Source organism: Exiguobacterium sp. RM11, from assembly GCF_059821525.1.
The window spans coordinates 42,501-56,520 of record NZ_CM187558.1; the positions used below are offsets into that span (position 1 = coordinate 42,501).

The 14,020-nt window shown below is 46.2% G+C and carries 15 protein-coding genes and 2 rRNA genes (1 of these 17 running past the window's edge); 16 read left to right on the forward strand and 1 reads right to left on the reverse strand.

Annotated features, from left to right (window positions below):
- The 11 genes from AC5LIL_RS00230 to rsmI all read left to right on the forward strand — a co-directional run.
- A 23S ribosomal RNA gene (locus AC5LIL_RS00230) occupies positions 1–1,115 on the forward strand (it extends 1,796 nt beyond the left edge of the window).
- A 52-nt stretch (positions 1,116–1,167) separates the two neighbouring features.
- Positions 1,168–1,284, forward strand: a 5S ribosomal RNA gene (gene rrf / locus AC5LIL_RS00235).
- 74 nt (positions 1,285–1,358) lie between these two features.
- The gene (locus tag AC5LIL_RS00240) at positions 1,359–2,777 is read left to right on the forward strand and encodes an aminotransferase class I/II-fold pyridoxal phosphate-dependent enzyme (RefSeq protein WP_499824528.1); all 1,419 of its coding nucleotides are present in this window, start codon (positions 1,359–1,361) and stop codon (positions 2,775–2,777) included.
- A 3-nt stretch (positions 2,778–2,780) separates the two neighbouring features.
- Positions 2,781–3,419: a dTMP kinase gene (gene tmk / locus AC5LIL_RS00245; protein WP_214761660.1), complete on the forward strand. Its 639-nt coding sequence runs from the start codon at positions 2,781–2,783 to the stop codon at positions 3,417–3,419.
- A complete protein-coding gene (gene darA, locus AC5LIL_RS00250; RefSeq protein ID WP_031421800.1) occupies positions 3,419–3,748 on the forward strand; it encodes a cyclic di-AMP receptor DarA in 330 nt (109 codons plus the stop codon). Before tmk ends, darA begins: the two co-directional genes overlap by 1 nt.
- Positions 3,749–3,762: 14 nt before the next feature.
- The gene (locus tag AC5LIL_RS00255; RefSeq protein WP_499824529.1) at positions 3,763–4,755 is read left to right on the forward strand and encodes a DNA polymerase III delta subunit-related protein; all 993 of its coding nucleotides are present in this window, start codon (positions 3,763–3,765) and stop codon (positions 4,753–4,755) included.
- A 6-nt stretch (positions 4,756–4,761) separates the two neighbouring features.
- Complete coding sequence (locus AC5LIL_RS00260) at positions 4,762–5,592, forward strand: PSP1 domain-containing protein (RefSeq protein ID WP_074036570.1); 831 nt, start codon at positions 4,762–4,764, stop codon at positions 5,590–5,592.
- Between the two features lie 23 nt (positions 5,593–5,615).
- The gene (gene yabA, locus AC5LIL_RS00265) at positions 5,616–5,951 is read left to right on the forward strand and encodes a DNA replication initiation control protein YabA (protein WP_012727746.1); all 336 of its coding nucleotides are present in this window, start codon (positions 5,616–5,618) and stop codon (positions 5,949–5,951) included.
- A 60-nt stretch (positions 5,952–6,011) separates the two neighbouring features.
- Complete coding sequence (locus tag AC5LIL_RS00270) at positions 6,012–6,749, forward strand: tRNA1(Val) (adenine(37)-N6)-methyltransferase (RefSeq protein WP_214697164.1); 738 nt, start codon at positions 6,012–6,014, stop codon at positions 6,747–6,749.
- Entirely contained in the window at positions 6,742–7,020 is a 279-nt protein-coding gene (locus AC5LIL_RS00275) for a GIY-YIG nuclease family protein (protein ID WP_074036574.1), read from the forward strand. Before AC5LIL_RS00270 ends, AC5LIL_RS00275 begins: the two co-directional genes overlap by 8 nt.
- Entirely contained in the window at positions 6,992–7,861 is an 870-nt protein-coding gene (gene rsmI / locus AC5LIL_RS00280; protein ID WP_214786189.1) for a 16S rRNA (cytidine(1402)-2'-O)-methyltransferase, read from the forward strand. The genes AC5LIL_RS00275 and rsmI overlap by 29 nt, the downstream gene beginning before the upstream one ends.
- Positions 7,862–7,877: 16 nt before the next feature.
- On the opposite strand, the gene abrB is transcribed toward rsmI, so the two are convergent.
- On the reverse strand, positions 7,878–8,171 hold the full coding sequence (gene abrB / locus AC5LIL_RS00285; protein WP_012727742.1) for a transition state genes transcriptional regulator AbrB: 294 nt from the start codon (positions 8,169–8,171) through the stop codon (positions 7,878–7,880).
- 330 nt (positions 8,172–8,501) lie between these two features.
- Here abrB and metG point away from each other — a divergent pair, with 330 nt between their 5' ends.
- From metG to rsmA, 5 genes are read left to right on the forward strand one after another with little or no spacing between them, the layout of a single operon-like run.
- Positions 8,502–10,460 (forward strand): methionine--tRNA ligase, encoded by a 1,959-nt coding sequence (gene metG / locus AC5LIL_RS00290; RefSeq protein WP_214786191.1) that lies wholly within the window; start codon positions 8,502–8,504, stop codon positions 10,458–10,460.
- Positions 10,461–10,511: 51 nt separating this feature from the next.
- The gene (locus tag AC5LIL_RS00295; RefSeq protein ID WP_274664919.1) at positions 10,512–11,279 is read left to right on the forward strand and encodes a TatD family hydrolase; all 768 of its coding nucleotides are present in this window, start codon (positions 10,512–10,514) and stop codon (positions 11,277–11,279) included.
- Positions 11,276–12,562 carry a 3D domain-containing protein gene (locus AC5LIL_RS00300; RefSeq protein WP_214761666.1) on the forward strand — a complete coding sequence of 429 codons (1,287 nt, stop codon included), beginning with the start codon at positions 11,276–11,278 and terminating at the stop codon, positions 12,560–12,562. Before AC5LIL_RS00295 ends, AC5LIL_RS00300 begins: the two co-directional genes overlap by 4 nt.
- Positions 12,555–13,115 (forward strand): ribonuclease M5, encoded by a 561-nt coding sequence (gene rnmV / locus AC5LIL_RS00305; RefSeq protein ID WP_427373820.1) that lies wholly within the window; start codon positions 12,555–12,557, stop codon positions 13,113–13,115. Before AC5LIL_RS00300 ends, rnmV begins: the two co-directional genes overlap by 8 nt.
- Positions 13,112–13,990 carry a 16S rRNA (adenine(1518)-N(6)/adenine(1519)-N(6))-dimethyltransferase RsmA gene (rsmA, locus tag AC5LIL_RS00310; RefSeq protein ID WP_214761670.1) on the forward strand — a complete coding sequence of 293 codons (879 nt, stop codon included), beginning with the start codon at positions 13,112–13,114 and terminating at the stop codon, positions 13,988–13,990. The genes rnmV and rsmA overlap by 4 nt, the downstream gene beginning before the upstream one ends.
- Positions 13,991–14,020: the final 30 nt, after the last annotated feature.

A 14,020-nucleotide genomic window follows, 5' to 3' on the forward strand; every position in this document is an offset into this window, starting at 1 on the left:
AAAACACAGGTCTCTGCTAAATCGCAAGATGAAGTATAGGGGCTGACGCCTGCCCGGTGCTGGAAGGTTAAGGGGATGTGTCATCGCAAGAGAAGCACTGAACCGAAGCCCCAGTAAACGGCGGCCGTAACTATAACGGTCCTAAGGTAGCGAAATTCCTTGTCGGGTAAGTTCCGACCCGCACGAAAGGCGTAACGATTTGGGCACTGTCTCAACGAGAGACCCGGTGAAATCATAGTACCTGTGAAGATGCAGGTTACCCGCGACAGGACGGAAAGACCCCATGGAGCTTTACTACAGCCTGATATTGAGGCTTTGTACGCGATGTACAGGATAGGTGGGAGTTTGTGAAGCCGGAGCGCCAGCTTCGGTGGAGACACCCTTGGGATACCACCCTTTGCGTATAGAGTCTCTAACTCGCAGCCGTGATCCGGCTGGAGGACCGTGTCAGGCGGGTAGTTTGACTGGGGCGGTCGCCTCCTAAACAGTAACGGAGGCGCCCAAAGGTTCCCTCAGAATGGTTGGAAATCATTCGAAGAGTGCAAAGGCAGAAGGGAGCTTGACTGCGAGACCTACAAGTCGAGCAGGGACGAAAGTCGGGCTTAGTGATCCGGTGGTTCCGCATGGAAGGGCCATCGCTCAACGGATAAAAGCTACCCTGGGGATAACAGGCTAATTCCCCCAAGAGTCCACATCGACGGGGAGGTTTGGCACCTCGATGTCGGCTCATCGCATCCTGGGGCTGGAGTAGGTCCCAAGGGTTGGGCTGTTCGCCCATTAAAGCGGTACGCGAGCTGGGTTCAGAACGTCGTGAGACAGTTCGGTCCCTATCCGTCGTGGGCGCAGGAAATTTGAGGAGAGCTGTCCTTAGTACGAGAGGACCGGGATGGACGCACCGCTGGTGTACCAGTTGTTCCGCCAGGAGCATCGCTGGGTAGCTACGTGCGGACGGGATAAGTGCTGAAAGCATCTAAGCATGAAGCCCCCTCCGAGATGAGATTTCCCTTTGAGCAATCAAGAAAGACCCCTCAGAGACGATGAGGTAGATAGGTCATGGGTGGAAGCGTGGTGACACGTGGAGCTGAATGATACTAATCGGTCGAGGCTTTGATCTAGTCTACGGTTTGTGTTGATGAATCCTCAGTTTTCAGGGAACAAGCCCTAAAGTCTGGTGGCGATAGCGAGACGGCCACACCCGTTCCCATGCCGAACACGGAAGTTAAGCGTCTCAGCGCCGAAAGTAGTTGGGGGATCTCCCCCTGTGAGGATAGGACGTTGCCAGGCAACAACGCAGTAGACGATCAAGCATATGCTTGATCGTCTTTTTTTCATAGTCAATAGTTAAGGAGGAATAACAGATGGCTCCTTCTCGGAAAAATCCTTTTACATTTCTAGAGACTCTAGAACAGCATGTGAGTGAACATCGCGTATCTTTTCACGTCCCGGGGCATCATAATGGTACCGTGACTGATCATACGTTACCGAGTGCATTTGCCAAGGTGATGCCATATGACCTGACGGAACTGGCACATTTAGATGATTTGCATGACGCTTCTGGGATTATCGATCAAGCTGAAAAAGCATTGGGTAAACTGTATGAAAGTAAAAGTAAGTGGCTCGTCAATGGTTCAACTGTTGGAAATTGGAGCATGCTTGCGGCAACTGTAAAACGTGGTGAGCGAGTATACGTTCAACGAAACTCACATAAGTCGGTGTGGAACGCAATTGAATGGTTAGGGTTAAAACCAATCCTATTGACACCTACAATTGAACGTGGTACAGGAATTCCAACCGTGGTGACATTAGAAACGATTGAACAGGCTTTTCAAGAATTCCCGGGAGGACGAGCCGTCATGTTAACGTCTCCTACGTACTATGGAGACATGGCCGATATTCGTGCGATTTCAAATTATTTGTCTTCACTTGAGATTCCATTACTCGTCGATGAAGCACATGGTGCCCATTTAATTCATCCTAAATTGCTTCAGCGTTCTGCGATTTTTGAGGGAGCGAGTGCAGTTGTACAGTCTGCACATAAAACACTACCTGCATTGACGATGGGAGCTTGGATTCACTATAAAGAAGACATCGATGAAATTCGGTTAAAGCATGCATTATCTTCATTTCAGACATCAAGTCCTTCTTATCTTATTATGGCTTCATTAGACTATGCACGGTCCTATTTAGAAAGTCTAACGGACGAAGCATGGTCTTCTATTCAAAAGAGTCATGCTCATTTTGTACTTGAGCTGAAGCGTGCAGGTTTTACTGTCAAAGTGGGGGACGATTTTACGAAAGTAACTGTCATGACGTATCCGAAAAATGGATTAGTCTTTAGTGAACATCTTGCATCAATCGGAATCGATATTGAATTAGCTGCAGTGGATCATGTGTTATTCTGTTTGCCATTAAGGGAAATAACAAAGCAGGAAATTGAGCATTGGATTAAATTGATTAAAAAGGCAGCTACACATGTCCCGATCATTGATGAGGATGAAACGATTTTTCCTTTCCCTCAAACACAACGTGTATCTGAACTCTATACGTTAGTTGGGAATGAACAAGTGCAACGTTTATCCTTCAAACAAGCAATCGGATTTGTTTCAGCAGAAACGGTGATTCCATATCCACCAGGGATTCCATGGATTCTAAAAGGAGAGCGGATTACTGAGGAAAAAATACGAGTGCTCATGGAATGGATTTCTTTAGGGAGGAAGCTTCAAGCAAGTAAGCATGTTATGATAGAGCAAATTGACGTTATTGTAGAGGAGTTTTAAAAAGTGAGCGGAATGTTTATAACGGTTGAAGGACCAGATGGATCAGGTAAGTCTACGCAACTTCAACTATTAGTCGAGAGTCTAAAACAAAAAGGATATGACATCGTTGTGACCCGTGAACCTGGAGGAACAACTGTGGGAAATCAAATCCGCGAAGTCTTATTATCCCCGGATCATCATGAGATGACACCACGAGTGGAAATGATGCTTTACGCTGCTTCACGAGCACAGAATGTGGAACAAGTGATTCGTCCGGCATTGGAGCGAGGGGCAATCGTTCTGTGTGATCGATTCATCGATGCATCTATTGCTTATCAAGGATACGGTTTACAATATGACCTTGATCAAATCCAATCGCTGAATGAATGGGCAACGAACGGTTTGACACCGGATTTGACTTTCTTGTTTGATTTAAGCCCTGAAAGAGCGAGTGCACGAATGAAAGATCGAGGGCAACTCGATCGGATTGAAAGTCGTGATCAAGCGTTCCATGAGCGTGTTTACGAAGGATTTCAAACGTTACTTAAACAGTACCCAGAACGAATCATCCGAATTGATGCCGATCAATCGATTGAATGTATTCAAGATGAGGTACTCGATTATACAATAGAACGATTACAACAAGGAGGCGTACAACAATGATGAAAATGGTAATTGCAATTGTACATGATAAGGATAGCGCACGTTTGTCTGACGCATTGGTCGAACAAGATTTTCGTGCAACGAAATTAGCTACAACAGGTGGATTTTTAAAAGAGGGGAATACAACGTTTATGATGGGTATTCCACAGGAACGCCTCGATGATTTAATGGATGTGATTCAATCGAACTGTTCGAGTCGTGATCAAATGATTACGCCAATCTCTCCAATGGGAGGACATGCTGATTCGTATATTCCTTACCCAGTCGAAGTACAAGTTGGAGGTGCGACTGTATTCGTCTTGCCGATTGAAGGATTCCATCAGTTTTAATGGGAGTTGGGCATATGCGTTTTCAGGAATTAAATGAGTCGCAAACAGTGGTTGCTCGAATCATTCAAAATTCAATCATTTCGAATAAAGTTGGGCATGCGTACATCTTTTCGGGCGATTATGAACCCTACTTAATTGAAACAGCCACATTGTTTGCGAAAGCCTTGTTTTGTGAATCACCACAGGGAGCAGAACCGTGTGGAGTGTGTCGAAACTGTCGACGCATGGATTCAAAAAACATTGTTGACTATATCGAAGTGGAGCCGGATCGGGCTAGCATCAAAAAAGAACAGATTCAACAATTACTCAGTGACCTATCGTTACGAGGTGCTGAAGGAGATCGCCAAGTGTATGTCATCCATCAAGCTCATAAGATGACGACTCAAGCGGCAAATAGTTTATTGAAGTTCTTTGAAGAACCAGGTGTGGGGAAACTTGCTATTTTGGTGACGACACAACCACAGTTACTTCTTCCGACGATTCGTTCGCGAGCTCAACAACTTGCTTTTCGCCCGATTGACCGCGCGAAGTTAGCACAAACGATGTCAGAAGAATTGTCGTGTACGTACGATTTGGCTTACCTTGCTTTGACCGTTTATCCAAAATGGGATGATGCGAAAGAAGCAGTTGAGCAGGAGTGGTTTGTACAGGCGTATGGGCTAGTGGTACAATTAATTGAAGTATTGACGAAACGACCTCAAGAGTTGCTCTTGTTCGCCCAGGAAAAATGGTTAGGACATTTCAAAGGACGAAATGAGTTACGAGTTGGTCTCGAATTATTCGAACATTGGCTAGAGGAGGCACTTCATTTAAAAGTGCGAGATACGTATACTCCAAAGCTATTTAAGAACGAGGCTGCTTTATATCACGCATTTATTCAGAATCGATCTGTCTCTAAACTCACACATGCAATTGAAAGTGTGCATGCGGCAATTCGACGACTCGAGGCAAACGTCAATCCTCAATTAACTTTCGAACGACTTTCGTTCGATTTGCAGAAAGGATAGAAGCGCGTGCTTGAAGTAGTTGGAGTCCGCTTTAAAGAAGCGGGAAAAATCTATTACTTTTCACCAGGCGATGCAACGCTTAAACGTGGGGAACATGTCATCGTTGAAACGGTACGTGGCATTGAGTATGGCGAAGTCGTCCAAGTCGATAAAAAGCTCGGCGAAGATGAAGTCGTCATGCCGTTGAAGACAATCCTTCGCGTCGCGGACCAAAAGGATGCGGATATCGTACGCGATAATCGACTGGCAGCCGTTGATGCTCACGCCGTCTGTGAAGAAAAAATTCGAGAACATCAATTAGACATGAAGTTAGTCGATGTTGAGTATACATTTGATCGCAATAAAGTGATCTTTTATTTTACTGCCGAGGGTCGCGTCGACTTTCGAGAATTGGTAAAGGACTTGGCTAGCGTGTTTCGGACACGAATCGAACTCCGACAAATCGGTGTTCGTGACGAAGCGAAGCTACTAAGTGGGATTGGACCATGTGGTCGAGTTCTTTGTTGTTCGTCATTTCTTGGGGAGTTTGAACCAGTCTCCATCAAAATGGCCAAAGACCAGAATCTTTCGTTAAATCCGAATAAAATTTCTGGAGTGTGTGGTCGTTTGATGTGCTGTTTAAAATATGAGAATGACACATACGAAGAATTAAAACGCGATTTACCAGACGTCGGCAAGCGAATCAAAATTCCAGAAGGTGATGGTCGTGTAATCGGTCTCAACATTTTGGACCAACTTATTCAAGTTGAACTCCACGATCGGACGCGTGTCGTCACATATACGATTGATGAACTTGTTGAAGTGGGTGCGATTAAACGAAAACCGTCAAAACAGTGATGGGGTGCTGAGCAGTGGAAAGAATGGACAAAAAAGAAGTGATGATGCGTGTAGATGCGATCGAGCAACAGATGCAACTCTTGACGGAGCACTTAGGCGTATTAAAAGAACAGCTCGCCTATTTGCTTGAAGAGAATCAGCATATGTATCTAGAGAATCATCACTTGCGCGAAAAAGTCGAACAATTGGCAGAAGTTGATACGACAAATGGTGATTCACAAATCGCATTGTCTGGAAAAGGGCAGAACAATTTGGCTGCGCTGTATCAAGAAGGATTCCATATTTGTAACCTCCATTACGGACAGGTACGAAAAGATGGGGATTGTCTCTTCTGTTTGTCGATGCTCAATAAACATTAATACGGGGCGATAGATAGGGATTCCCTATCCGTCGCCTTTCTTTTATAGAAGGAGGAAACAATGGTAACGGTAAAGGATGGAGAGCGCCTCGATGATTTGCTTGGACGCCCTGGCAAGATTATTCAAAGTGACGATGTGTTCTCGTTTTCATTAGATGCGGTACTACTGGCGGAATTTGTATGGGTACCGATTCAAAAAGGACAATTGGTCGATTTGTGCGCCGGTACGGGAGCAATCCCACTTTTCTTGTCGTATCGTACAAAAGGAACGATTACAGGTGTAGAGATTCAATCGAAGCTCGTTGATATGGCGAATCGAAGCATGGCGGTCAATCGCCTCGAGAATCGCATTCAAGTTGTAGAGGGGGACGTCAAAGCGGCAGCGGCACAACTCGGGCACGCTCGTTATGATGTGGTCACGTGTAATCCCCCGTATTTTCTAGCAAATGAAACGTCATTGCGGAATCAAAACGAACATCATACCATTGCACGCCATGAGGTGTTGTGCACGCTAGAAGATTGTATTAAAACGGCTAGTCAACTCGTCAAACCAGGAGGGAAAGTGGCGTTCGTGCATCGGCCAGAACGTTTACTCGATATCCTGACATTGATGCGTACCTACCGAATTGAACCGAAGCGAATGCAGCTCGTATATCCGAAAGCTGGACGCGAAGCGAATACGTTATTAATCGAGGGATCGAAAGATGGAAAAGCAGGTCTTAAAATTTTACCACCATTTGTTGTATATGAAGAAGACGATACGTATACGGAAGCGATGCGAGCCATTCTCGATGCCTAAACATTATACGTATATCGTGGAATGTCAGGACGGGACGTATTATACAGGCTATACAACGAACGTGGAAAAGCGAATCATTGCACATAATGCCGGGAAAGGGGCGAAGTATACGAAAGCTCGACTTCCCGTACGACTTCGGTATGTGCAATCGTTCGATACGAAACGGGAGGCCATGCAATACGAATGGTCCATTAAACAATTGACCCGCGCGCAAAAAGAGAAGTTGATGGAGGGGACGACTAATGAATTCACAGAAGAGTTATCAAACTGAACAACCAACATTGTATGTCGTACCAACGCCAATCGGCAATTTGGAAGATATGACATATCGAGCGGTGCGAACGCTTCAAGAAGTGGATTTGATCGCAGCGGAAGACACTCGCCAAACGATGAAGCTTTGTCGCCATTTTGAAATTCCAACAAAACTGATTAGCTATCATGAACACAATAAAGAAGTAAGTGGACCGAGACTGATTGAAGATTTGTTAGCCGGAAAGTCAGTTGCGGTGGTTTCGGATGCTGGAATGCCTGGTATTTCAGATCCGGGGAGTGATCTCGTACGGTTAGCCATCGAGACAAACATTCCAGTGGTCGTCTTACCAGGTGCCAATGCAGCACTTACGGCGTTGGTTGCTTCAGGTCTTCCGACAGAACGTTTCCTCTATTACGGTTTTTTACCACGTAAAAAGAAAGATCGCGTCGATGTCCTCGAGTCGATTCGATATGAGCAGGGTACGATTATTTTCTATGAAGCCCCTCATCGATTAAAGGAGATGTTAACGGCGATTCGACAAGTGTTTGGTAACCGTCAGCTTGTATTAGGTAGAGAGTTAACCAAAACGTTCGAAGAGTTTTTGAGAGGATCAGTCGATGAAGCGTTACAGTGGTGCGAAGGTGAAGTACGCGGAGAGTTCGTCGTTCTTGTGAGCGGTGCGACAGAAGCGGCACCTACGACAATGTGGTGGGAAGCGCTCTCTGTCTATGAACATGTTGTTCATTATATAGAAGAGGGATTGAAGCCAAACGCGGCCATTAAACAGACCGCAAAAGATCGTGGTGAATCACGAAACGATGTCTATGATGCGTATCATCAACTGCACAAAAAAGAGTAAGCAAGGAAATCCTTGCTTACTCTTCGCTGTAGTAGTTTTCGAGCATGTTCTTCAATTCAACGAGAACACGTTGTGCACCTTCTGGTGACAAGATAAGTTTGCCGTCTGCCAATTTGAAGTTATCGTCTGATACTTCACCTGTAACTTGGCAAGTCATGTTTGGCTTATATTTTTTCAAAACGATTTGATCGTTGTCGACGTAAATCTCGAGAGCATCTTTCTCTGCGATCCCAAGTGTACGGCGCAATTCGATTGGAATAACGACACGACCAAGCTCATCAACCTTACGAACAATACCTGTAGATTTCATTTGTGTTTCCTCCTCCAATGGTGTCGAAATCTCATGGTGACATGAATCGTCAAAATTCGACAATGTGACTACAGCAAAAAGCATACTAAACTTTCCAATTGCAGTCAACTGCTTACTATCTGGAAAAGCAATTTTTCGAAATTTGTCGAATCAAGAGCTATATATACCTAAATTTCCCCGATAGTTTGAACTTGAAACAAAGAAAGGGTATTTTTGGAACATTTATGACGAACTAAACGCAAAATAATTCCAAACAATTAGGTTTGGAAATTCTTTTGTCGAACCGTGTATAATGAGAATTGCATATGTCGAAAGGATGGAGAATAAATCATGGCGAAGCCGACTTTTTATATTACAACCCCAATTTATTATCCGAGTGCAAAATTGCATATCGGACACGCATATACCACGGTAGCAGGTGATGCGGTTGCTCGCTACAAACGTTTAAAAGGATTTGACGTCCGCTATTTGACGGGAACGGATGAGCATGGTCAAAAGATTCAAGAAAAGGCGAAAGAAGCAGGCGTGACGCCACAAGCCTTCGTCGATGAAGTTGTCGAAGAAATCAAAGTCCTATGGGACCGTCTTGAGATCTCATACGATGATTACATCCGTACGACAGAAGACCGTCATAAGAAGGTTGTCGAACACGTCTTTGAAACGTTACTTAAAAATGGAGACATTTATCTTGGTGAATACGAAGGATGGTATTCTGTACCAGATGAGACGTATTATACAGAGTCTCAGCTTGTCGATGGAAAAAGTCCTGACAGCGGACATCCGGTCGAGCTCGTGCGCGAAGAGTGCTATTTCTTCCGTCTCAGCAAATATGCGGATCGCTTGATTGAATATTTCGAGTCACATCCTGATTTCATCTTGCCAGAATCTCGTAAGACAGAGATGATCAATAACTTCTTGAAGCCAGGTCTTCAAGATTTAGCGGTATCACGTACGACGTTTGACTGGGGCGTACAAGTCCCATCGAACCCAAAACACGTTGTTTACGTATGGGTCGACGCGCTCACGAACTATATCTCGTCACTCGGGTACGGGACAGACAACGACGAGCTCTTCAATCGCTATTGGCCGGCTGATGTCCATTTAGTCGGAAAGGAAATCGTTCGTTTCCATACGATTATTTGGCCAGCTCTCTTGATGGCGCTTGACCTTCCGTTACCAAAACAAGTGTTTGCGCATGGTTGGTTGCTCATGAAAGACGGGAAGATGTCGAAATCAAAAGGAAACGTGGTGGATCCGATTCCGTTGATTGACCGCTACGGATTGGATTCTGTTCGTTACTACCTTCTTCGTGAAGTACCATTCGGAGCAGACGGTACGTTCACACCGGAAGCGTTCGTCGATCGCTTGAACTTTGATTTAGCGAACGATCTCGGGAACTTATTGAATCGTACCATCGCGATGATTAAAAAGTATTTCGATGGGAATATCCCGGCGTACACCGGAAATGTCACAGCGTTTGATGACGCGTTATTGAGCATGGTGAAAGAAACGACTCGTAAAACAGAAGAAGCCATGGAACACATGGAGTTTTCGGTCGCCCTCACAAACATCTGGCAACTCGTCAGCCGTGCGAATAAATATATTGATGAGACGCAGCCGTGGGTACTCGTGAAAGATGAATCGAAACGCGAAGAACTCGCTTCTGTCATGACACACCTCGCGGGCGTACTTCGTCACGTTGCCATCATGATTCAACCGTTCATGACACGTGCACCGAAAGAAATGTTCCGTCAACTCGGACTCGAAGGGGAAGACATGTCTTGGGAAGCGTTAGAGACGTTTGCCGACTTCAATAACGCTGTCGTGACAGACGGGACACCAATCTTCCCACGTCGTGACGTGAAGGAAGAAGTGGATGCGATCCAAGAAATGATGCGTCAAGCATCGAAAGCGCGGATTGAGGAAACGGAGACAGCGACAGAAGAAGTCGATGAAGACGTTCGTCCTGAAATCACGATCGATGTCTTTGATCAGGTCGAATTCCGTGTCGGTCAAATCGTAGAAGCCGATAAGATCAAAAAAGCGAAAAAACTGTTGAAACTTCAAGTTGATCTCGGGAAAGAGACGCGTCAAATCGTGTCAGGTATTGCTGAATGGTATGCCCCTGAAGATTTAGTTGGCAAGAAAGTGATTGTTGTCGCAAACTTGAAACCAGTCAAGCTCCGTGGAGAATTATCACAAGGAATGATTTTAGCTGCGGACCGTGACGGCAAGTTAGAACTTGCGACAGTCTCGGATCAAATGCCGAACGGTGCCATCGTCAAATAATGAAATGGGGGAGACCACGGTCTCCCTCTCTTTTTCTAAGGAGGAACCAAGATGTTGATTGATACACACACGCACATTAATGCGGAGCAGTTCAATGAAGATGTGGAGGAGACGATTGAGCGGGCAAGAGAAGCCGGCGTTTCTCCGCTACTCGTCGTCGGATTTGATACGCCGACCATCGACCGAGCCATCGAGCTAGCCGAAACACATGAAGACATCTATGCCATCGTCGGATGGCACCCGGTCGATGCGATCGACTGTACGGATGCAGATTTAGAACGGATCGAGACTCTCATGAGTCACCCAAAAGTGATGGCACTCGGTGAAATCGGTCTCGACTATCATTGGGATAAGTCACCGAAAGATGTACAACAGCGCCTATTCCGTCAACAGATTGCCATCGCGAAACGGACAAATATGCCAATCGTCATCCATAACCGCGAAGCAACGGCAGACGTGCTTGATATTTTGGAAGAAGAACATGCGGAGGAAGTCGGCGGGGTCTTCCATAGTTACAGCATGTCAGTAGAACTTCTCCCTCGTTGCCTAGACTTGAACTTCTATATTTCTTTAGGAGGACCGGTCACGTTTAAAAATGCGAAAGTTCCAAAGTTAGTCGCACAAGAAGTACCCTTAGATCGTCTTCTTGTCGAAACCGACTGCCCATACTTGACGCCGACTCCGTTCCGCGGAAAACGAAACGAACCGGCCTATGTGAAGTACGTTGCGGAAGAAATCGCGTCACTTCGAGACATCTCGTATGAGGAGTTGGCAGAAGCGACGACGGTCAACGCGAAGAAACTGTTCCGCCTCCCATGATCAAGCGTGTATTCGCCAGTATAGGCGTGATTGTGACTGCAGCTGTCGCATACGTCATGTTGCAACCTGAACCGATCAAGGTCATCGATGATGGTGTGGTAATTGAGCATGAGACACGGGCTGATTCCGTCCTTGAGGTACTCGAGGAATTGAATATCACATTAGACGAAACGGATTATGTTACTCCGGCATTGAGTGAGGACGTTCCAGAAGATCGACTCATTCGAATCGAACGTTCACATGAGGTTTCGCTTCAAATCGGATACGGACAAACAGAAGTCATTCAAACGAGAGAGCGGACCGTAGAAGATGTCTTATTGCGGTACGGGGTGACTGTACGGGACGGAGATACGGTTTATCCGTCTGTACGCACTGCCGTCACGAATGGGATGACAATTCGCTACCAGCCGGTTGTTGCCGTCAATTTAATCGTCGGGCAAGATGCGTCGACCATCTATACGATGGCAACGGATGTAGCGCAATTACTGAGGGAAGCGAATGTTGACGTGACAGAACGTGACACAGTGCTACCAGACGCATCGACACCGATACGGGATGGCCTGACGATCACGGTCAATACGAATCGTGATGTCGTTCAATACGAGAGTCAATTGATTCCGTACGATATGGTCGAGGAAGAGGATGACACGCTAGAAGAAGGTGTGAAGCAAACCGTGCAGGTCGGAGTTCCTGGACTCGAACGGACAAGGTATGCACTTACTGTGGAAAATGGTACAATTACAAATCGTACGAAAACGGATGTCGAGACGTTACGTAAAGCAATGCCACAGATCATCAAAGTCGGGACGAAAAAGGTCACAGAGCCCGTTACAGAGCCTACGACAGCGGACGAGTCGAGCCCGTTCATCCCGGAAGCTGAAGTCGAGATAGCAGAGCCACCGAAAACGGACGATGTGTTAGATTTCTCATCCGCGAAGCAGTTACTCGTAGAAGCAACAGCTTATACGAACAATCCAGAAGACACGGTGACGTATGACGGACGAGTACTGACAAGAAGCGGTTATGATGTGACGGATACGATTCTCTTCGAGGGTATGCGCATCATTGCCGTCGACCCGGCAATCATTCCTCTCGGTACCCGCGTGTATGTGGAAGGGATTGGCATGGCGATTGCGCTAGATACGGGAAGTGCGATCAAAGGTCAAAAAATCGACATCATGATGGATGAAAAGGAGGAGGCCGTGACGTTTGGTCGCAAGCCGCTTACCATTTGGGTCATTCCAAAGCAGGAAGAAGAGAAAGAAGGAACAGACAATGCGTGAGAAAATACAAGAAATTATCGTCGTAGAAGGTCGTGACGATACGGCGCGGCTTCAGGAAGTGTTTGAGGTCGATACGATTGAAACGAACGGCTCTGCCGTATCCAATCAGACGATTGAACGAATTCGCCGTGCGCAAGAGAAGCGTGGGGTCATCATTTTGACCGATCCGGATTATCCAGGAGACCGTATTCGGGCAATCGTCGAAGAGCGGGTCAAAGGGTGTAAGCATGCCCATCTGCCACGTGCTGAGGCAAAAGGGAAACGTGGGAAAATCGGGGTGGAACATGCGACCCCGGAGTCGCTTCGTCGAGTCTTACGCGCCGTATTTGAACCACGTGTTGAAACGAACCAGCCGATTGTCACGCGAAAAATGGTGTTGGACGCGGATTTAATCGGTGGAGAAGCGGCAGCGAAACGTCGAAAGCGACTCGGTGTATTGCTTCGAATCGGTGAGCCGAATGCGAAACAATTCGTGAAACGAGTCGAGGCGCTCGGCGTCACAGTCGAAGAGTGGGAGCAAGCACTTGCTCAATTAGAGGAGGAACAGGGTTGAAAGATATTGCAACAATCCAACGAACGAAAGCCATTTTAGAGCGACATGGTTTTTCATTTAAAAAATCGCTCGGTCAAAACTTTTTAATCGATTTAAATATTTTAAGTAAGATTGTCGGTGCGGCGGAACTCAGTGAATCGAGTGGTGTCCTCGAAATCGGCCCCGGGATCGGTTCGTTGACTGAACAATCGGCCAAGCGCGCCAAGAAAGTTGTAGCACTTGAGATCGATCAGCGTCTTTTACCGATTCTGGAGGATACGATGTCTCCGTATCCTCACGTGAAAGTTATCCATGGAGATGCTTTAGAATTAAATTTACGTGAGATTGTAGAGCAAGAATTTTTGAAAGAAGGCATTGAAGACATCTCGGTTGTTGCCAACTTACCATACTATGTCACCACACCGATTATCATGCGATTGCTTGAAAGTGGTGTGAAATTCCGCTCGCTCGTGATGATGATTCAAAAAGAAGTGGCAGAACGGATTGGGGCAAAACCTGGGACGAAGGCGTACGGTTCGCTATCGATTGCGATTCAGTATTATGCAGAGGCCGAAGTCAGTTTTGTCGTTCCAAAGAACGTGTTTATTCCGGCGCCGAACGTCGATTCGGCAGTCATTACACTCCGTATGCGCAAAGAGCCGGCGGTGCAGGTGAAAGACGAAGCCTTTTTCTTTGATATCGCACGCGCAAGCTTCGCACAACGCCGTAAAACCATTCTGAACAACTTAACAAACTATATTGGAAAAGAACACAAAGTCGAACTTGAACGCGCGCTTCATGAGGCAGGGATCGATCCGAAACGTCGGGGAGAGACGTTAAGCCTAGAAGAATTCGCACGATTGTCTGACACAATTTTACCACTTAAAAATAGTTGACGACCTTAAAACGAGTCGTTATAATATTAA

Excerpts from the sequence above, each read along its gene's own strand:
- metG (WP_214786191.1), top strand. The coding sequence starts at position 8,502 with ATGGCGAAGCCGACTTTTTATATTACAACCCCAATTTATTATCCGAGT.
- rsmI (WP_214786189.1), top strand. The coding sequence starts at position 6,992 with ATGAATTCACAGAAGAGTTATCAAACTGAACAACCAACATTGTATGTC.
- abrB (WP_012727742.1), bottom strand. The coding sequence starts at position 8,171 with ATGAAATCTACAGGTATTGTTCGTAAGGTTGATGAGCTTGGTCGTGTC.
- yabA (WP_012727746.1), top strand. The coding sequence starts at position 5,616 with ATGGACAAAAAAGAAGTGATGATGCGTGTAGATGCGATCGAGCAACAG.
- AC5LIL_RS00300 (WP_214761666.1), top strand. The coding sequence starts at position 11,276 with ATGATCAAGCGTGTATTCGCCAGTATAGGCGTGATTGTGACTGCAGCT.
- AC5LIL_RS00270 (WP_214697164.1), top strand. The coding sequence starts at position 6,012 with ATGGTAACGGTAAAGGATGGAGAGCGCCTCGATGATTTGCTTGGACGC.
- AC5LIL_RS00275 (WP_074036574.1), top strand. The coding sequence starts at position 6,742 with ATGCCTAAACATTATACGTATATCGTGGAATGTCAGGACGGGACGTAT.
- AC5LIL_RS00295 (WP_274664919.1), top strand. The coding sequence starts at position 10,512 with ATGTTGATTGATACACACACGCACATTAATGCGGAGCAGTTCAATGAA.
- rnmV (WP_427373820.1), top strand. The coding sequence starts at position 12,555 with ATGCGTGAGAAAATACAAGAAATTATCGTCGTAGAAGGTCGTGACGAT.
- darA (WP_031421800.1), top strand. The coding sequence starts at position 3,419 with ATGAAAATGGTAATTGCAATTGTACATGATAAGGATAGCGCACGTTTG.
- AC5LIL_RS00255 (WP_499824529.1), top strand. The coding sequence starts at position 3,763 with ATGCGTTTTCAGGAATTAAATGAGTCGCAAACAGTGGTTGCTCGAATC.
- AC5LIL_RS00240 (WP_499824528.1), top strand. The coding sequence starts at position 1,359 with ATGGCTCCTTCTCGGAAAAATCCTTTTACATTTCTAGAGACTCTAGAA.